The 17,083-nt window shown below is 72.5% G+C and carries 16 protein-coding genes; 7 read left to right on the forward strand and 9 right to left on the reverse strand.

The window, feature by feature from the left end; genetic code table 11:
* Positions 1-899 (forward strand): IS5 family transposase gene (locus tag AB0B33_RS36835; RefSeq protein WP_360780626.1). Its coding sequence is split into 2 segments (ribosomal slippage): positions 1-394 and positions 394-899, totalling 900 coding nucleotides; the frame shifts between segments, so codons are not numbered across the junction.
* 6 nt (positions 900-905) lie between these two features.
* Here the strand turns inward: AB0B33_RS36835 and AB0B33_RS36840 are convergent.
* The 4 genes from AB0B33_RS36840 to AB0B33_RS36855 all read right to left on the reverse strand — a co-directional run bounded on the left by AB0B33_RS36840 (position 906) and on the right by AB0B33_RS36855 (position 4,491).
* Positions 906-1,991 (reverse strand): helix-turn-helix domain-containing protein, encoded by a 1,086-nt coding sequence (locus AB0B33_RS36840; RefSeq protein WP_360780629.1) that lies wholly within the window; start codon positions 1,989-1,991, stop codon positions 906-908.
* A gap of 250 nt (positions 1,992-2,241) precedes the next feature.
* Entirely contained in the window at positions 2,242-3,000 is a 759-nt protein-coding gene (locus tag AB0B33_RS36845; protein WP_360780632.1) for an SDR family oxidoreductase, read from the reverse strand.
* A 22-nt stretch (positions 3,001-3,022) separates the two neighbouring features.
* The gene (locus AB0B33_RS36850; RefSeq protein ID WP_360780635.1) at positions 3,023-4,006 is read right to left on the reverse strand and encodes a glutathione S-transferase C-terminal domain-containing protein; all 984 of its coding nucleotides are present in this window, start codon (positions 4,004-4,006) and stop codon (positions 3,023-3,025) included.
* Positions 4,003-4,491 carry a MarR family winged helix-turn-helix transcriptional regulator gene (locus AB0B33_RS36855; protein ID WP_360780638.1) on the reverse strand — a complete coding sequence of 163 codons (489 nt, stop codon included), beginning with the start codon at positions 4,489-4,491 and terminating at the stop codon, positions 4,003-4,005. Before AB0B33_RS36855 ends, AB0B33_RS36850 begins: the two co-directional genes overlap by 4 nt.
* Positions 4,492-4,599: 108 nt before the next feature.
* Here AB0B33_RS36855 and AB0B33_RS36860 point away from each other — a divergent pair, with 108 nt between their 5' ends.
* Positions 4,600-5,157: a YceI family protein gene (locus AB0B33_RS36860; protein ID WP_247023759.1), complete on the forward strand. Its 558-nt coding sequence runs from the start codon at positions 4,600-4,602 to the stop codon at positions 5,155-5,157.
* Positions 5,158-5,179: 22 nt separating this feature from the next.
* On the opposite strand, the gene AB0B33_RS36865 is transcribed toward AB0B33_RS36860, so the two are convergent.
* The gene (locus AB0B33_RS36865; RefSeq protein WP_360780642.1) at positions 5,180-5,791 is read right to left on the reverse strand and encodes a TetR/AcrR family transcriptional regulator; all 612 of its coding nucleotides are present in this window, start codon (positions 5,789-5,791) and stop codon (positions 5,180-5,182) included.
* 95 nt (positions 5,792-5,886) lie between these two features.
* Between AB0B33_RS36865 and AB0B33_RS36870 the strand changes: the two genes are divergently transcribed.
* Positions 5,887-6,270, forward strand: coding sequence for an ATP-binding protein (locus AB0B33_RS36870; protein ID WP_247023757.1), 384 nt, complete (start codon positions 5,887-5,889; stop codon positions 6,268-6,270).
* An 18-nt stretch (positions 6,271-6,288) separates the two neighbouring features.
* Here AB0B33_RS36870 and AB0B33_RS36875 read toward each other — a convergent pair whose 3' ends face one another.
* The 4 genes from AB0B33_RS36875 to AB0B33_RS36890 form a co-directional block, all read right to left on the reverse strand.
* Positions 6,289-9,177 carry an AAA family ATPase gene (locus AB0B33_RS36875; protein ID WP_360780644.1) on the reverse strand — a complete coding sequence of 963 codons (2,889 nt, stop codon included), beginning with the start codon at positions 9,175-9,177 and terminating at the stop codon, positions 6,289-6,291.
* Positions 9,178-9,245: 68 nt separating this feature from the next.
* The gene (locus AB0B33_RS36880) at positions 9,246-9,419 is read right to left on the reverse strand and encodes a hypothetical protein (RefSeq protein ID WP_247023755.1); all 174 of its coding nucleotides are present in this window, start codon (positions 9,417-9,419) and stop codon (positions 9,246-9,248) included.
* Between the two features lie 92 nt (positions 9,420-9,511).
* Positions 9,512-9,691, reverse strand: coding sequence for a hypothetical protein (locus AB0B33_RS36885; RefSeq protein WP_160702386.1), 180 nt, complete (start codon positions 9,689-9,691; stop codon positions 9,512-9,514).
* Between the two features lie 37 nt (positions 9,692-9,728).
* Complete coding sequence (locus AB0B33_RS36890; RefSeq protein WP_360780647.1) at positions 9,729-12,587, reverse strand: type 2 lanthipeptide synthetase LanM family protein; 2,859 nt, start codon at positions 12,585-12,587, stop codon at positions 9,729-9,731.
* Between the two features lie 423 nt (positions 12,588-13,010).
* Here AB0B33_RS36890 and AB0B33_RS36895 point away from each other — a divergent pair, with 423 nt between their 5' ends.
* Genes AB0B33_RS36895 through AB0B33_RS36910 form a run of 4 tightly spaced genes read left to right on the forward strand, consistent with a single transcriptional unit; the run spans position 13,011 to position 17,008 of the window.
* Entirely contained in the window at positions 13,011-13,496 is a 486-nt protein-coding gene (locus tag AB0B33_RS36895) for a cobalamin-dependent protein (RefSeq protein WP_360780650.1), read from the forward strand.
* Positions 13,493-14,743, forward strand: coding sequence for a methylaspartate mutase (locus AB0B33_RS36900; RefSeq protein WP_247023752.1), 1,251 nt, complete (start codon positions 13,493-13,495; stop codon positions 14,741-14,743). The genes AB0B33_RS36895 and AB0B33_RS36900 overlap by 4 nt, the downstream gene beginning before the upstream one ends.
* A 31-nt stretch (positions 14,744-14,774) precedes the next feature.
* Positions 14,775-15,758 carry an asparagine synthetase A gene (locus AB0B33_RS36905; protein ID WP_247023751.1) on the forward strand — a complete coding sequence of 328 codons (984 nt, stop codon included), beginning with the start codon at positions 14,775-14,777 and terminating at the stop codon, positions 15,756-15,758.
* Complete coding sequence (locus AB0B33_RS36910) at positions 15,755-17,008, forward strand: glutamate synthase-related protein (protein WP_360780655.1); 1,254 nt, start codon at positions 15,755-15,757, stop codon at positions 17,006-17,008. Before AB0B33_RS36905 ends, AB0B33_RS36910 begins: the two co-directional genes overlap by 4 nt.
* The last annotated feature ends 75 nt before the right edge of the window (positions 17,009-17,083 follow it).

The following is a 17,083-nucleotide window of genomic DNA, read 5'->3' on the forward strand; positions in this document are numbered from 1 at the left end:
GTGACGAGGCGGTTCGACCTGACCGACGAGCAGTGGGCGGCGCTGGAGCTGTTGTTGCCCGCGCCGTCGCGGCCGGGTCGACCGCCGTTGTGGAGCAGACGGCAGCTGATCGAGGGGATCCGATGGCGGGTGCGCACCGGCGCACCGTGGCGGGACATGCCCGAGGGTTATGGGTCCTGGTCGGCTGGTTATGGGTTGTTCCGGCGCTGGCAACGGGCTGGTGTCTGGCAGCGGATTCTGACCGCGTTGCAGGACTGGGCCGAGGCGGCTGGTCGGATCACGTGGGATGTCAGCGTGGATTCCACGATCGCGCGGGCGCATCAGCATGCGGCGGGTGCGCGGAAAAGGGGGATCTGCAGGCCGAGCCGCCGGGCGGGGTCACTGTCGAGCCGGAGGATCATGCGTTGGGGCGGTCGCGAGGCGGGTGGACCACAAAAGTGCTTCTGGGATGTGAGCAGGGGCAGAAGCCGTTGTCGATCGTGCTGACCGCCGGGCAGTGTGGCGACAGCCCGCAGTTCATCCCGGTTCTGGCCGGGATCCGGGTGCCGCGACCGGGCGGTGGCCGGCCGCGGACGCGTCCTGATCGGGTCCTTGCCGACAAGGCTTACACCTCGAAGGCCAACCGGGCGCACCTGCGCGGTCGCGGGATCAAGGCGACGATTCCGAGCAAGGCTGATCAGGATGCGCATCGCAAGGCCAAGGGGTCGAAGGGCGGTCGGCCACCGGCCTGCGACCCCGAGATCTACAAGCAGTGTCATGCGGTGGAGTGCGGGATCAACCGGCTCAAACGCCACCGTGGGGTGGCCACTCGCTATGACAAGGTTGCTGTCCGCTACGAAGCCACCGTCCACGTCGCCGCGATCAACGAGTGGCTACGACCCACTTCGATACAGGCCTAGGCGGGGTCAGAAGACCAGCGCGAGGAGGCTGATGGCGAGCAGGACGGCCACCGCGATGATCGACAGCGTCGAGATCAGCGTCCTGGAACGTCCCACCTCGCTCGGCCAGGTGGTGGTCAGGGGTGCCGGCTTCGGGATCCCGGCGAGGGTGGTCTTCCTCTCCTCGTGGACGCGGGGCGGGTCGTCGGGGGCCTCCCCACCCGCACGCTCGTCGTGCCGATTCGCCCAGGTGGCTTCGAACAGCACCGTCAGAAGATCGGAGGCGGTCCGGGAGCGCAGAGCGACTTCAGCGGTCCGCTTGCTCATCCGCAGTGTCGTCTGCTCGGCGATGCGGCGTTGTTCGCGCGTGAAGCGGATCTCTTTCTCCAGGAGGTGAATGGTCTCGTCGTCCGCCCGCAGTTGCTGTCTGAGCCCGCGGATCCGGTCGCGCAGGTGCTGCTCCTTTTGGCCGTCCGTGGTGATCTGCTGCTCGGCCTGGTGGCATTGCAGCTTGAGGTCGTCCATCTTGCCGGTGGTTTCGGTCAGCTGGGAGGTCAGCTGCTCCTCGCGGCTCTTCAGCTGACGTGCCTGCTCCCTGGCCGCGTCGAGCTCTTCGAAGAACACCGCCTTGAACTGCCGGATCGCCTCCGTGATCCTGATGGTTTCCGAGGGGAGGGCCGGAGGCTCTCGACCGTCTCGGCGTTTGGGTCCGGTACCCCGGCGGCGACGCAGATCCAAAGCCCATTCGATCGGCGTGTAGCGGACTCGCCAGTCCTCGAGGAGACCGGCGCCGACGCCGCAGGCTTCGAGCCAGCTCGACACGTCTTCCCAGCTGATCGGCCGGCCGCGTCTGTTTCCCTTCTCGACCTCCGACACCCAGCTCTGCTGTCGTCCGCCCATGCGCTGGGCGACTTCTTCCTGGGTCAGGTGGGCGGATACCCGCAACTCGTGCAGATCCGAGCCCAGATTGCGCATGATCTCGGCCCAAGCGTCGCCTTCAGGCATCGTCGCCTCCCGGGCGATATCGCGGCGATAGTCCCTGTGCGCGTGCGCTGATCTGCGGTTTTCCGGCGGGGTATCGCCGTTCGACGGATTGGCGGCTTCGGTGCGCAAAAGTGGCCGCACCCCAGCTTCCGACGAACGGAGCCCGACGGTGACGCCCTACTTCGATTTCGCGTTGCAGGTTCTCCAGTGCACGACAGCGGCTTTCGGGGCCGCGACCGCCGTCGCGAAGCTGCGTCGACGCAAGCCTCGGGTGGGGCGGCGCTGGCGTCATCGGCGTACCTCACGGCGAATCCCGTGACCGTTCCCACGGGTATGCCGGGAGTCGGAGGTACGGCGACCCGCGTTACGCCCCGCGGGGCTAGGTGTGGGTTCCGCCGTCCACGCGGATCTCCGTGCCCGTGATGAACTCGCCGTCGTCCGAAGCCAGCATCGCCACCACTCCCGCGACCGCCTCCGGGCGGGCCACCGCGTTGCCGACCTCCGTCGTCAGCCCCGTCGGCAGGATCGGCAGCAGCCGGCCGAACAGCGTGAAGTCGATGTCCTGGGGCAGCCAGCTCGCCGCCGAGTCCGTGATGCCGCTCTTCACGCTGCCCGGGGCGATGCTCACCGCGCGCAGGCCCTGCTTGCCGTACTCCAGGGCCAGGGAATGCGTGAACGCCTGGATCCCGCCCTTGCTCGCGCTGTACGCCGCCATGTACGGGTGGGCGAACGAAGCCGACGTCGAGCTGAAGTTGACCACCACGCCCTTCTCGGCGGCCAGCAGTGCCGGCAGGGCCGTGCGCGTCACCAGGAACGTGCCGGTCAGGTTGACCGCCAGCACCCGGTTCCACAGCTCCAGCGACGTCTCGTGCGTGTGCGACGCCAGCAGGATGCCCGCCGCGTTGACCAGGACGTCGAGGCCGCCCAGGACCTCGGTCGCCGCGGCCACTCCGGCGGTCACCGCGGCTTCGTCGGCGACGTCCATCGTCAGCGTTTCGAGCGCGGGCAGGTCTTCGAGGCCCGTGACGTCGGTGGCCACGACCCGCGCCCCCTCGGCCACCAGGCGGACGGTGGTGGCCCGGCCGATGCCGGAACCGGCGCCGGTGACCAGGATCCGGCGATCGCGCAGGCGTTCCATGGCGATCACCGTAGCCCGGGAACTACAGCTCGGGCACCCGCTCGTCGGCGGGCGGCGGGCCCGGCGGGGTGCCGTCGCCGAACGGGCGGCCGCCGAGCTGCTCGCGGTCGTGCCGGGTCAGCCAGCCCGAGGTGTCCGGGCCGAGCGGGACGATCCCGGTCGGGTTCACGTTCTCGTGCACCACGTAGTAGTGCTCCTTGATCTGCGGGAAGTCGATCGTGTCGCCGAACCCGGGCGTCTGGAACAGGTCGCGCGTGTAGGCCCACAGCACCGGCAGCTCGGTCAGCTTCTGCCGGTTGCACTTGAAGTGGCCGTGGTAGACCGCGTCGAACCGGACGAGCGTGGTGAACAGGCGGACGTCGGCTTCGGTGATCGTGTCGCCGACCAGGTACCGCTGCCCCGCGAGCCGCTCCGACAGCCAGTCCAGCCGGGCGAACAGCTTGCGGTAGGAGTGCTCGTACGCCTCCTGTGACCGGGCGAACCCGCACTGGTACACCGCGTTGTTGACGTCGGTGAACACCTTCTGCGCGACGTCGTCGATCTCGTCGCGCAGCTTCTCGGGGTACAGCTCGGGCGCGCCGTCGCGGTGGTACGCGGTCCACTCGGTCGACATGTCGAGGGTCATCTGCGCGAAGTCGTTGGTGACGACCTGGCCGGTGGGCACGTCGACGAACGCGGGCACGGTGATGCCGCGCGGGTACTGCGGGTCGCGCTTGAAGAACGCCTCCTGCAGGCGCTCGATGCCGAGCACCGGGTCGCGCCCACCGGGGTCGAGGTCGAAGCTCCAGCTGCGTTCGTCGTGCACCGGCCCGGCGATGCCCATCGACAGCACCGGCTCCAGGCCCAGCAGCCGCCGGACGATCACCGCGCGGTTCGCCCACGGGCACGCACGGGCCACGACCAGCCGGTAGCGGCCGGGTTCGACCGGCCAGCCGTCGCGGCCGTCGGCGGTGATGCGGTCCGGGAGGTAGTTCAGGTCCCGCTGGTACTCGCCCTTGTCGCTCATCGCGTCCTCGGCTCCTCGTCGGTCGGGGGAGTGGCGTCGAGCGCCGCGGCCAGCCGGGCCAGCACCGGCCCGGCTGCCCGGATGTCCTCGGCGCTCAGGTGGTCGAACACCGAAGCCCGCACGCGGGCCAGGTGGCTCGGGAACGCCGCCTCCAGTCTGGCCAATCCGGCGGCGGTCAGCACGGCGTTGGACGCGCGCCCGTCTTCCTTGCAGCGCCGCTTCTCGACCAGCCCGCGGCGGGTGAGGTCGTCGACCACCCGGCTGATCCGGCTGAGCGACAACGCCGTCGTCGCCGCCAGCGCGGAGATGCGGAGCAGGTGGTCCGGGGCTTCCGACAGCGCGACGAGCACGCCGTAGTCGCTGACCGTGAGGCCGGTCTCCGGCAGGAACTGGTCCTCCAGGGCGCGCGGGAGCACGGTCGTGACGCGGATCAGCGACCGCCAGAACGCGGCTTCTCCGGTGTCGAGCGCGGAAAGATCACCCATACCGGCGACTCTACCGAAAGCTTGCTTGCGCAACCAGCCAAAGTGAGTAGAGTGTCGTTGAACCCTCAATCACCCGGGGGCCGCCACCACGAGGAGAGAAGAACAGCGATGACCAGCGCGACCACCTACCCCCAGCTGACCGGCGAATACACCCTCGACGCCGCCCACTCGCGGATCGGGTTCGTCGCCCGCCACGCCATGGTGACCAAGGTGCGCGGCAGCTTCAACGAGTTCACCGGTGCCGCCACGATCGACGGCGACGCGCCGGAGAAGTCGAGCGTCCAGGTGACCATCCAGGCGCACAGCATCGACACCCGCAACGCGGACCGCGACGGGCACCTGAAGAGCAACGACTTCCTGTCGATGGACGAGTACCCGCAGATCACCTTCACCTCGACCGAGGTCAAGCAGACCGGCGAGACCTCCTTCGACGTCACCGGCGACCTGACCATCAAGGACGTCACCCGCTCGGTGACCGTCCCGTTCGAGTTCGAGGGCTCCGCGAAGGACCCGTTCGGCAACGACCGCATCGGCTTCGAAGGCTCCACCACGATCAGCCGCAAGGACTACGGCATCACCTGGAACGCCGCCCTCGAGACCGGTGGCGTGCTGGTGAGCGACAAGGTCACCCTCGAGTTCGAGATCTCCGCGATCAAGAACGCCTGACTTCGCCGAGCGGGGACCGGGCTCACCGGTTCCCGCTCGCCCGCAGGTTTTCGATCCCGACGTCGAGCGCCGCTTCGAGGTGGTCGATGCGCCCGGTCGACAGCATCACCACCACGCCGCCCTGGATCCCCGCCAGCAGGGCGGCGGCGGTGCGTTCGGGGTCGGTGTCCGCGGCCACCTCACCGGCCGCCTGCAGGTGCCGGATGCCGGCCGCGATCTCCCGCCGCCACCGCTCCAGCATCTCGCCGACGACGGCCTGCGCGCCCGGTGTCGCGCGGCCGAGCTGGGAGATCAGCACGTTGAGCGGGCAGTGCTGCCCGCGTTCGGTGTAGTGCGAGACGACCGTGTCGCGCCAGCGCCGCCACGCCGCCCACGACGTCAGCCCGCCCAGCTGGGGCTGCTGGGCCGCGATCACCTGATCCGCTTCGTAGCGGGCCACTTCCAGCAGCAGGTCTTCCTTGCCACCGGGAAAGTAGTGGAAGAGCTGGCTCTTGCTCGTGCCGGTCCGCGCCCGGACGTCGTCCAGCGTCGTGACGGCGACGCCGCGCTCCCGGATCTCCTCCGCCGCGCCTTCGACGATCCGCTGCCGCGTCGCCGCGCCCTTGGCGGTCAGCTGCTTGGTGGCTGGACTCACGGGTCCAATCTAGTCCGTTCGGGGGATTCCGGCCCGGAGAGGTGTGCGGAACCCCGCGGATGGGGAATCGTTTTCCCGGCCCCGGGGAGGGAATCATGCTGCTGGACAAGTTCGTGTTCGACAGGGAACCCGCCCAGGTCCGCCGGGTGCGCGACTGGGTGCGCGAGCGCCTGGCCACGGCGGACGAAGTGCCGGACGAGATCGCGGCGGACGTCGTGCTGATCGCGGGGGAGCTGGCCGCGAACGCGGTCCGCCACGCGATCGGCCCGGTGCGCGCGCTGCTGACGTGCGCGGATTCGACGGTGTGGATCGGTATCGAGGACTCCGGCGGAGCGGCGTGGTTCGACCCGGCGGCGCCCGACGTGGCCCCGGTCGGCACCGGCCTGAAGCTGGTCGCCGCGTGCAGCCGCCGACACGGTCACTTCCACCGCCGAGACGGCGGCAAGACGGTCTGGGCGGAGATCCCGATCGGCACCTGAGGCCCCGCCGGGCGGCGGTCAGTGCGGGGTGTTGCGCGCGTACTCCGTCAGCGCGCTGCGGTTCTGCAGGTTCGACTTCGCCATCAGGCTGGCCACGTGCTTCTCCACCGTACGCGGCGAGATGTGCAGCCGCCGGGCGATGTCCTTGTTGCCCATGTTGTCCGCCAGCAGCTGCAGCACCTCGTACTCGCGGACGGTCACCCCCGCCGAGCGCAGGCCCGCCGGGAGGCGGTCCGAGCCCGTGCGGCGCTGGCCGACCGCGACGCCGGTCTTGCGCAGCAGCCCGCGGCACGCGCTCGCCACCGCCGTCACGTCCGCCTGGTGGAAGTACTCCTCCGCTTCCTTGAGCCACGTCACCGGGTCGCCCCAGCCGTCGGCCGCGGCGGATTCCGCCACCATGCGCAGGCCCAGGTGCCTGCTCATCGGGAACGGCGCCGCCGCCTCGATCGCCGCCGCCACCGCTTCGTCGGCGAGTTCCGGGGACCCGGCGCGGCCGTGGCGGACCGCGTCGCCCAGCAGGACGAACTGGCGGTTCCAGCGCATGCCGCTCACCGCCGCCGGGGGCCGCTCGGGCGGTGCCGTGCCGTCGAGCGCCTCGACCAGCAGCCGCAGGCCGTGCTGGCCCGCCAGGTGGAAACGGCTCGGCTGGCGCTCCTCCAGGGCCAGCACCTGCGCCAGCTCGCGGCGGGCGCGTTCGGCGTCCTCCTCCAGCAGCGAGCAGAACACCTGCGCCAGCCCGACGCTGAGCACCATCTCCTGCGCGCTGTTGCCGCCCTCGGCGCGGAAGTCGTCGAGCGCCTGCTCCATCCGGACCCGGTCCGCCTGGTGGGCGGCCACCATCGCGCGGGTCATGTGCGTGTACTGCAGCAGCGCGACGAGCCGGAGCCGGCCGAGGACGGCGAGGTTCTCGTCAAGGATCTTCTCCGCCTGCGCGAACTCGCCGCGCATCACCGCGTGCACCGCGCGGCTCGCGTCGACCGCGCAGGTGAGCGTGATCGCGCCGGTGCGCTGGGCCTCCGCGCGAGCCAGGTCGAACGTGCGGACGTCGCCCTCGGCGAGCATCCGGTGCCCGCCGAGGCGGACCAGCACCTGGGTGCGCAGGTGCGTCAGCTGGTGGCGTTCGGCCAGCCGCCGCGCCAGCTGCAGGTAGCGCTCGGCCTCCGCCAGGTCCGTCTCCAGCGCCACCATGCCGAGCACCTGCAACGCCTGGCACGACACGAACGGCACTCCGGCGCGCTCGGCCACCTCCCACGCCTGTTCGGCCAGCAGGCGGGCGCGTTCGGTGTGCGCCGGGCCCGGGACGTCCAGCCACAGCGTCGCTTCGACGGCGTCGAGGCCCGCCTTCTGCTCCTCGGTCATCTCGCCGCCGAGTGGGGCGCGGGCCTGCTCGATCTGGTTGAGGCACTCGTCGTGCCGGCCGCCGATGTAGGCCGCCCACGCCAGCTGGACGTGCAGGTCGACCGCCCGCTCCAGCCGGCCGATCTCGGCGAAGCGAGCGGAAAACTCGACGGCGCGGTCGAACTGCCCGGTCTGCCCCAGCGCGTGCAGCAGGGACTCCAGCGCGTCGGCGCGGTCGTCGGGGCTCGCCGTGGCCAGCAGGTCGACGGCGCGGGTCAGCATGGTCACCGCCGTGTCGGCGGCACCGCCGTCGAGGGCGCGCCGGCCGGCCTCGGCGAACAGCCGCCCGGCGCCGGGGTGGTCCATCGCCGTCAGCCGCAGCGCCGCGGCGAGCGCGCACAGCTCGCCGGGCAGGCCCGGGTGCAGCAGCTCGACGGCGTCCGCGGCCCGGCGCGCCAGGTTCGCCTTCGTCGACGGCACGAGCCGGGCCAGCAGCGCCTCCGCGGTGAGCGGGTGGCGGAAGGCGTACCAGCCGGGCGTGGTCTCGTCGGTGGTGACCAGGTGCGCGGCGACGCTCGCGCTGATGTGGTTGTGCAGCATGCGGTCGTCCATGTCGGTCACCGCCTGCACGACCGACAGCGGGAACCGCCGGCCCAGCACAGCGGCCACCGAAAGCAGCGTCTCGCCGTCCGCGCCGAGTGCGTCGACGCGCGCGGCGATGCTGCTGATCAGCGCCTCCGGGACGCGGGCCTGCAGTTCGCCGACGACCTGCCAGCCGTTCGCGCCGCCGACGAGCAGCCCGTCGGTGACCATGCCGTGCAGCAGCTCCTCGACGACGAAGGGCACGCCCTCGCTGTTCTGCCACAACAGGTTCGCGACGGCGGTGGGCACCGCGGCCGGCTCGGTTTCCAGGCAGGCGGCGGCGAAGTCCCGGGTGCGCCCGGCGTCGAGCCGGGTCAGCTCGAAGGTGTGGCTGGCCGAGCGCTGCGCCGCCGCGGTCGCCAGCCGCAGCGCCTCGCCGGGTTCGTTGCGCAGGGTCCCGATCAGCATCACCCGGCTCGACGCCAGGTTGTCGACGAGGTACTCGACGATGAACAGCGTTTCGGCGTCCGCGTTGTGCAGGTCCTCCAGCACGATCAGGCAGCCGCCTTCGCGCCCGGCCACCGACAGCAGCCGGAACACCGCCTCGGCCAGGACGAGGAGGTTGCCGTTGTCGTGCGGGCGGTCGCCGCGGTACCAGTCGGGCACGAGCCGGGCGAGCACCGGCACGAGCGGGTCGAGCTCGGGCGCCGCGGGCGGGTGGCCGCCGCGGAAGTGCGACAGCAGGGCTTCGGCCAGCGGCCGGAACGGCACCATCGGGCCGATCGAGCTGGCTCGTCCGCGCAGCACGGGGAGCCCGGTCGCCAGTGCCCGTGCGGCGACGTCGGCGGCGAGCCGGGACTTCCCGATCCCGCCTTCACCGACAAGGAAGAAGGCCCCACCGTGGTCGGTGCGGGCCTTCTCCAGAGCCTGGGACAGGGCGCCGAGCTCCCTGTCGCGCCCGATCAGGCGCGTCGATCGGATGCCCATCGCGGTCACTATAACCGGACGGGCGTCCTCCGGGCGTAGGTCGAATTACCGACGCGGTGATCGTCTCACTATCCGGGGAAATTGCCCGTGACGACCGTGATGTCCATGGTGGTGAGGGAGTTCTGGCTGACCCGCGCCGCCTTGCCGGACAGCGCGTGGTTGCGCGCGCCCGTGCGGGAGGAAGTCGGGAGGGTCAAGTCGCCGATCGGGTTGTCCGTGCCGGCGAAGTCGTGCTCGGTCATGCAGGTGGCTCCACTCTCGGTAGTAGTCGTGCTGGGTGAAACGGAAGCTATTCGGCGAAGCCGGTCGTGAAGACCGGCGTGGCGACCGGGACTCAGAGGGCGAAGGTGCCGTTGGTGACGACGGTCGGCGAACCGAGCGTGTCGAGCGTGACGCCGGACAGCCGGGGCCGGGTGCCGGCGAGCGCCTGGTTGCGGGCGCCGGCGTGGTTCGCCCGCGGGAGCACCAGGGCGCCGACGGTGGCTTCGGCGGTCTCGGTCGTGGTTTCGCGCATCTGTGGTTCTCTCCTCGTGAGGTGGGGCGGGTGCGGTTCAGCGGGTCGGGGGGCGCAAGAGCAGGGCGGACGGGACGCGGGGGCCGAAACCCAGCCGCAGCAGGCCGTAGCCGATCCCGGCCAGTCCGGTGAGCAGGCCGGGGGAGGGCACGCCGTCGGGGGTGCCGCAGCGCGCGCCGTCCTGTTCGACGGCGGTCAGCAGCAGGCCGGTCCGGGTGGCGAGCGCGGCTTCCGCGCCGGTGTGGCCGGTTTCGGCCAGCACGCCGAGGACGTCGGTGATGCCGGTTTCGCCGTGGCACAGGGACAGGTCGCGCAGCGGTTCCTGGGCGGCGAGGCGCCGGACCTGCTCGTCGAGGCCGCCGAGCACCGCCGGGTCGTCGGCGTAGGCGAGCACCTGGCCGGCCAGGCCGGAGCACCAGCCGTGCCCGGTCGCGGCCTTCGCCGGCGGCAGGGTCGCGGTCTCGCGCGGGTGCCCGGACAGGGCCCAGTCGACGCCGGCCGCGCCGTGCGCGAACCCGGGGTCGGCGAGATCGGGGTCGATGGAGCGGCTCGCGAGCTCGGCCGCGTACGCACCGGCGAGCACGGTGGCGAGGTCCATGCCGGTCTGCGCGGCGACCGAGCGCAGCGCGACCAGGCCGCCGGCCAGCCCGGTGGTGAACCGCGGGGACGTCCGCGGCGTCGGGGCCGGCATCACCGCGACCGTGCGCGCGCAGAGGTCCAGCAGGTCCGGCCGGTCGAGCAGCCGCGCGAGGCGGGCCGCGGCGTAGGCGACGCCGCCGAGCCCGAGCAGGCCACCCGGCCCGGCCGCTTCGGCGAGGTCCGGGTCGGCTTCGAGCGCGGAAACCAGCGACGGCAGGCCGGAAACGGCCCTGCCGGCCAGGTCCCGGTAGCGGTCGATGCCGGTCAGTTCGGCGAGCTGGGCGAGGAACAGCGCCACGCCGGGGTAGCCCTCGCCGAGGCCGCCGCCCATCGGCAGCACGGTCCAGTACTTCTCGTCGACGAGCTCCAGCCCGACCCAATTGACGCGCCCGTCCGCCGTGCAGGCGCGGGCGATGATGGCGTCGGCGACGCCGCACGCGGCGGAAAGCAGGTGCGCGGGCTCGGGGGTCTTGCTCGGCAGGATGCCGTCGCTGACGCCGCTGCCGGCGTGGGTCTCGGCGGCGGGCCGGGTGGCCAGCGCGGCGGAGATCAGCCACTCCTGGTCGCGGCGGTCGATCGTGGTCATGCCGGCGACCTTCGCCCGCACCGACGCCAGCGGCGTCGTGCCGAGCAGGCCGGCCAGCCGGTTGCCTTCGGTGTCCCAGACGTCGGCGGAGCCGGGCTCGCCGGTGAACATCGGGACGTCGCCCGCCCACAGGTCGGTCAGCTCCGCGGCGACGAGCGCGCGTCGGACGTCGTCGGTGCTGTCGTCGTGCAGCAGCCCGAACGCTTCGTCGCGGGCGGCCGCGTCGGCCAGCAGCGACGGGTGCGTGGTCTCGTCGAGCAGCCGCGTGTAGAAGCTGGTGGGGCGGACCAGGACGCGGACCCCCGCGCCGGCGCAGCTTGCCAGCAGGGCGGCGAACTCGGTCGCGCCGGCGGCGATGGCGTCGTACCCGGCGCGGAACCCGGCCAGGAGCGCGGCGCCGTGCTCGGCCGGTTCGACGTCGACGCCGCCGAGGGTGGGCCGGTTGACGCCGGTGCCGATGCCGCCGGGCACCCGGACCAGCCGCATCCGGTCGGTGCCGGCGTCGAGCCAGTCGACGCGCTCCAGCGCCGGGGCCGCCGCGCGGCCGCCGCCGAGCCCGGAGATGTCCACCGCACCGTGCTCGCCGACGATCATCTGCGGCAGCAGCATCGTGCGGTGCACCGAGCGGGCGAGCAGCTCCGCGGCCGGGTCACTTTCGCCGCTCTCGGCCGGCAGCACCGGCTGGAACAGCGTTTCGATGTCGATCAGCACCGGCTGGTCGCCGGCCGCGATGATGTTCTCGAAGTGCACGTCGGTGCCGTCGAGGGCGTGCAGGAGGGCGAGCAGCACGCCCTGGCGGCGGTAGAAGCGGTCCACCTCGGTGAGGTCCGCGCACGGCCGGTGCTCGACGAACCGCAGCCAGCCGTAGCCGGGCCGGGCCAGCACGTCGACCGTCTGCAGCTCGAGGCCGGGGACGCGCGGGTTGAGCCAGCCGGCCAGCGCCGTGAACGCCGCGTGCAGGTCGAGCGGGCGCGGCTTGTAGACGACCCGCGCGCCGCTCGCGAACCGGAGTTCGCGGACCGAGCGGCCGCGCTGGTGCGCGTCGCCGGTGCCGCCGCTGACCTCGACCAGCGGGCCGGGATCGGTGCCGACGAAGGCGGTCAGCGCCACACGGTCGGCGTCGAACCGGGCCAGCAGCTCGGTGGCGGCGGCGATGGCGTGCAGCGACGCCTGCGCGGCGAGCCGGGCGAGCACCGGGTACCGGTGCAGCAGGTCGGTCAGGCCAGCGGGGGTGCCGGTCCGGCGGACGAAGTCGGCGAAGCGCGCCTGCGGCGTCTCGCCGTCGAGGATCTCCTTGTGCCGCGCCCGTCCGAGCTCCAGCACCAGGGTGCGGGCGGCGAGGCCGGCCAGCTGGTGACCGAGCTGCGCGGCGCAGCCGTCGGCGACCGGCGCGGCGTCGACGGCGGGCGAACCCGCTGCGGCACCGGCGATCGCGACGCGCACCGCGTCGGTGAAGGGGCGGAACACCGCGGCGAACGCCGTCCGCCAGTCGGCACTTTCACGTGAAAGTGCCGACCTGGGGGCCGCACTTTCACGTGAAAGTGCGGCCTCGGCGAAGTCCACCCACGCGGGGCGGGTGCCACCGGGGCGCCGCTCGTGCGGGGTCAGCCCGGCCGCCCACCAGGTGGGCGGGAGCGTCGTGGTCGCCGGGTTCGGCTGCGGGGGAATCACGGGATCGAGCATGCCAGCGGGTGACGCGGACCACATGGGGGTGCTACGCCCGCATTCCCGCGCGGCATGGGGGCGTTCTGGGGGTTCATGGGGGACCGTGTGGGGAAACGCCTGGTCGCGAAGTGGGGGATTAAGCCGTTCGGACGGGACGGTTGCGCCGTCCGGCGGGCGGGCCGGACGCGGGTTCCGAGGCGGGTCCGGGGCCACGATCCCCCGTGCGGGGCACCGCCGGCACCCAGGTCTCCGCGCCTCATGCGCGCGGCCGCGACGCCCGCGCGCGAGGCGGACCGGGGGGCGGGACCGGCGCGGGAATGCGGGGCCGCCGCACCCATGTGCGCCGGGCGCCGGCCGATGACGATTCGTCGTGAGAAGTTCGCGGCCCGCACCGCGGACGTTCCCCGAACGCACAGGGAGCGACGCACGATGACCACCTTCCAGATCGAGCAGACCCCGGACCGGCCCGCCGTGTCCGCGGGGCCCCCGCTGAAGTTCGTCCTGTCCAGCGTCGAGTCCGACTCGCACATGTGGAACCTCGTCGCCCTCCAGCTGATCATGGAGGAAATGGGCCACGAGGTCGTCAACCTCGGTGCCTGCGTCCCGGTCGGGCGGCTGCTGGCCGCCTGCCGCGACGAGCGGCCGGACTGCCTGGTGATCAGCACCATCAACGGCCACGGCCACGTCGACGGCGCCCGGGTCATCTCCGCGCTGCGCTCCGACGCCGTCCTGGCCGGGCTGCCCGCCGTGATCGGCGGCAAGCTCGGCGTCCACGGTGACGCGAACAGCGCGCTGGAGGCCGAGCTGCTGGCGCTGGGCTACGACGCGGTCTTCCACGTCGGCGCCGGCGACTCCGGCCAGGCGATCGAATCGTTCCGCGAGTTCGTCGCCGCGAACATCCGGACCTTGCGGTGACCGCTGCCCGGTCGGTGTTCAGCGCGTTCGTGGCCGAGCACCGCCGCCGCCGGACGCTCGTCGTCCAGCCGCGGATGGGGTTCTCGGAACCGGAAGCGATGCGACGCGGGCTGCGTGCGGTGGCCGGTGCCGGCGTCCCGGCCGTCGGCACCGTGACGCTCGACAGCTACACCCGCACCGGGCAGCACGACCTCGCCGCGATGTCCGTCCAGTCCGGGGTCCCGCTCAACGGCTTCCCGCTGGTGGCGCTGGGCCCGGCCGTCACCGCCGGGCTGGTGGCGGACCTGCCCGGCTTCCCGGTCCAGGTGCGCCACGGCTCGGCGCAGCCCGAAGACATCTTCGCCGTGATGCTCGAAGCCGGCCTCGACGCCTCCGAAGGCGGGCCGGTGTCCTACTGCCTGCCCTACAGCAGCGTCCCGCTGCGGACGGCGGCGAAGGCGTGGTCGCGCTCGGCGTCCCTGCTGGCCGGGCAGGCCGACCGGGGAGTGGACTGCCACCTGGAGAGCTTCGGCGGCTGCATGCTCGGCCAGCTGTGCCCGCCGGGGCTGCTCGTCGCGTTGTCGGTGCTGGAATGCCTGTTCTTCGCCGAGCACGGTGTGCGCAGCGTGTCGGCCAGCTACGCGCAGCAGACGAGCCCCGAGCAGGATGCCGAAGCGCTGTGGGCGATGCGGCGGCTGTGCGCCGAGGAACTGGCAGGCGTGGACCACCACCTGGTGCTCTACACCTACATGGGGCTGTTCCCGGAGTCGGCGGCCGGGGCGCGGGAGCTGGTCGCCGAGAGCGTCCGGCTGGCCGTGCGGACCGGCACCGAGCGGCTGATCGTCAAGACCACCGCGGAAGCGCACCGGATCCCGACCGTCGAAGAGAACATCTCGGCGCTGCAGCTGGCGCACGCGACCGCGCTGGCGGAACCCGCGCCGGCCGGGCCGCCGGGGGAGACCGAGGTGTACGCCCAGGCCCGGCTGCTCGTCGACGAGGTGCGCTCGCTCGCGCCGACGCTGACCGAGGCGCTGCCGGCGGCGTTCGAGCGCGGCCTGCTCGACGTGCCGTACTGCCTGCACCCCGACAACGGCGGCGAAACCCGGTGCGTGCTCGACGACGAAGGCCGCCTGCAGTGGTGGCACACCGGCCGGATGCCGCTGCCGCCCGCGCTCGGCGGCCGCCGCGGCGACGACCGGGTCAGCGCGACCCGGCTGCTCGCCGACCTGTCCTACCACCGCCGAAGGCTCGACCCGGTCCTGTCCTGATCCGCCCCGACCAGCTGGGAGTGAGAACGCCATGGAGCACACCGATCCGCCGGACCCGCGCACGCACCTGACCTCGGAGACCACCCGGCACGTGCTGGGCCTCCAGCACAAGCTGCTCACCGAGGCGCGCGCGTTCCTCGGCGCCCGCGGCTTCACCGAGCTGCTGCCGCCGGTGATCGGCCCGGTCACCGACCCGGGCGGGCGCGGCGCGAAGCAGGTGGACGTCGACTTCTACGGCCACCGCTACAAGCTGATGACCAGCGCGATCCTGTACAAGCAGGCGTCGCTGCTCGGCTTCTCGAAGATCTTCTACGTCGCCCCGAACGTGCGGCTGGAGCCGCTCGAGACGGCGAACACGAGCCGGCACCTCGCCGAGTTCCACCAGCTCGACGTCGAGGTCGCCGGCGCGTCCCGCGACGACGTGCTCGACCTGCTGCAGGACTTGGTGGCGCACGTGGTGCGCCGGGTCGTCGAGGACGCGGGCGACGTGCTGGAAGCACTCGGCCGCGACTCGGGCGCGTTCACCGACCTGCTCGGCGGCGCGTTCGGCCGGCTGTCGCACGCGACCGCCGTCGAGACGCTGCGCGAGCTCGGGCACCCGCAGAGCGCGGACGCCGAGATCGACTGGGCGGGCGAGGCGATCCTGTCCGAGAAGCACGCCCGGCCGTTCTTCCTCGTCGACTACCCGAAGGGCTCGCGCGGGTTCTACGACCGGGAAAGCGTTTCGGCGCCGGGTGTCCTGCGCAACTTCGACCTGATCGCACCGGAGGGGTACGGCGAGCTGTGCTCCGGCAGCGAGCGGGAGCACGACTACGGCCGGATCGTCACGCGGATGCGCGAGACGGGCGAGAACCCGGCGAAGTACGCGTGGTACCTCGACCTGGTCCGCACCGGCATTCCCGCCAGCTCCGGGTTCGGCCTGGGGGTGCAGCGGTTCACGCGGTACGTGGCCGGGCTGGACGCGGTGTGGCAGGCGACGGCGTTCCCGAAGCTGCCGGGGGTGGTCTCGCCGTGACCGCGCTGAGCGCTGCCGGTTTCCCCGTCGACCAGGTCCGGGAGCGGGCCCGGACCGGTGCCGCGGCGGTGTTCCCGGACGCTTCTTCCTACGGGACTTCCCTGTTCGGCGCGGCTTCCGCTGCTCCCGCGGATCTGCTGGAGTCGGCGCGGCTGGTGCCGCCGGTGTTCGTCCCGCGGCGCCTGGAGAAGCTGATCGAGCTGGGCCGCGAGCCGCTGTACGGCGACGTCTCGCTGGCGGCGTCGATCGGCGGGTTCGCGTCTTCGCTGCCGCTGTACCTGTCGGCGTTCGGCTCGACGCAGGTGGCGGGCGCCGGTCTGGGCGCGGCGGCTTCGGCGCAGGCCGCCCGGCTCGGCATCCCGATGGTGATCGGCGAGAACGTCGTCCCGGTGCACGGCCACGGCCGGGCCGGCGGTCCGTCGGCGGGCACGCTGCTGGAGCGCCTGCGGGCGTACGGCGACGCGGTCCCGGACGGCCTCGGCGGCGTCGTCGTGCAGCAGAGCACGGAGGACGCGGACGCGGAGGTCTGGAACCTCGTGTACTCGGACCCGTCGGCGGCTCCGCTGCTGGAGTCCGGGCGGCTGGCGTTCGAGCTCAAGGTCGGGCAGGGCGCGAAGCCGGGGCTCGGCGGGATGACGCTGGTGGATCCCGCTGCCGCCGCTTCGCTCGCTTCCTTGTACTCGGTCGACCTCTCCCTGGGGTCTTCGGTGCTGCGGAGCAGTTCACCCGGGACGTTCACGCCGGAGATCCTGCGGCAGCAGATCCGCTTGATGCGCAACAACTTCCCGCGCGCCGGCGTGTGGGTGAAGCTCCCACCGGGCCGCGACGTCGCTTCGGCGGCGGCGGTGGCGTGGGAGGCCGGCGCCGACGCGGTGACGGTCGACGGCGCCGAGGGCGGTTCGGGCTGGACGCCGACGTCGTTCGGGCCGGTCGGGCTTCCGCTGGCGGAGTGCTTGACCCGGATCGGCACCCCGGCGGGCTGCCTGCTGGCTTCGGGCCGGATGTGGGAAGGCACCCGGGTGGCGAAGGTCCTGGCCCTGGGCGCCCGCGCGGCGGGTCTCGGCCGGGCGGCGCTGCTGGCGGTGGACACGGACCCGGAGTCGGGCCTGGTGCGGTTCGCGGAGGCGCTGGCGCTGGAGCTGCGGATGCTGATCAGCGCGCTGGGCCAGTACCAGCCGGACGCGCTGACCCCGGAGGACGTGTGGTTCCCGGGCACGCCGGAGCGAGTGGCGCACGAGGTGCTGTCATGACCCGCGCCGCGGCACCCCTGCGGCGGCCGGTCGTGAGTGGGAAACAGTGTGCTGACCCTGTTTCCCACTCACGAC

Origin of the sequence: Amycolatopsis sp. NPDC049159, assembly GCF_040648295.1 — a bacterium.
GTDB classification, from domain to species: domain Bacteria; phylum Actinomycetota; class Actinomycetes; order Mycobacteriales; family Pseudonocardiaceae; genus Amycolatopsis; species Amycolatopsis pretoriensis_A.

What these genes read in the sequence shown, in the direction of transcription:
- AB0B33_RS36845 (WP_360780632.1), bottom strand. Translation starts at nt 3,000, where the DNA reads ATGGAACGCCTGCGCGATCGCCGGATCCTGGTCACCGGCGCCGGTTCC.
- AB0B33_RS36850 (WP_360780635.1), bottom strand. Translation starts at nt 4,006, where the DNA reads ATGAGCGACAAGGGCGAGTACCAGCGGGACCTGAACTACCTCCCGGAC.
- AB0B33_RS36855 (WP_360780638.1), bottom strand. Translation starts at nt 4,491, where the DNA reads ATGGGTGATCTTTCCGCGCTCGACACCGGAGAAGCCGCGTTCTGGCGG.
- AB0B33_RS36860 (WP_247023759.1), top strand. Translation starts at nt 4,600, where the DNA reads ATGACCAGCGCGACCACCTACCCCCAGCTGACCGGCGAATACACCCTC.
- AB0B33_RS36870 (WP_247023757.1), top strand. Translation starts at nt 5,887, where the DNA reads ATGCTGCTGGACAAGTTCGTGTTCGACAGGGAACCCGCCCAGGTCCGC.
- AB0B33_RS36875 (WP_360780644.1), bottom strand. Translation starts at nt 9,177, where the DNA reads ATGGGCATCCGATCGACGCGCCTGATCGGGCGCGACAGGGAGCTCGGC.
- AB0B33_RS36880 (WP_247023755.1), bottom strand. Translation starts at nt 9,419, where the DNA reads ATGACCGAGCACGACTTCGCCGGCACGGACAACCCGATCGGCGACTTG.
- AB0B33_RS36885 (WP_160702386.1), bottom strand. Translation starts at nt 9,691, where the DNA reads ATGCGCGAAACCACGACCGAGACCGCCGAAGCCACCGTCGGCGCCCTG.
- AB0B33_RS36895 (WP_360780650.1), top strand. Translation starts at nt 13,011, where the DNA reads ATGACCACCTTCCAGATCGAGCAGACCCCGGACCGGCCCGCCGTGTCC.
- AB0B33_RS36905 (WP_247023751.1), top strand. Translation starts at nt 14,775, where the DNA reads ATGGAGCACACCGATCCGCCGGACCCGCGCACGCACCTGACCTCGGAG.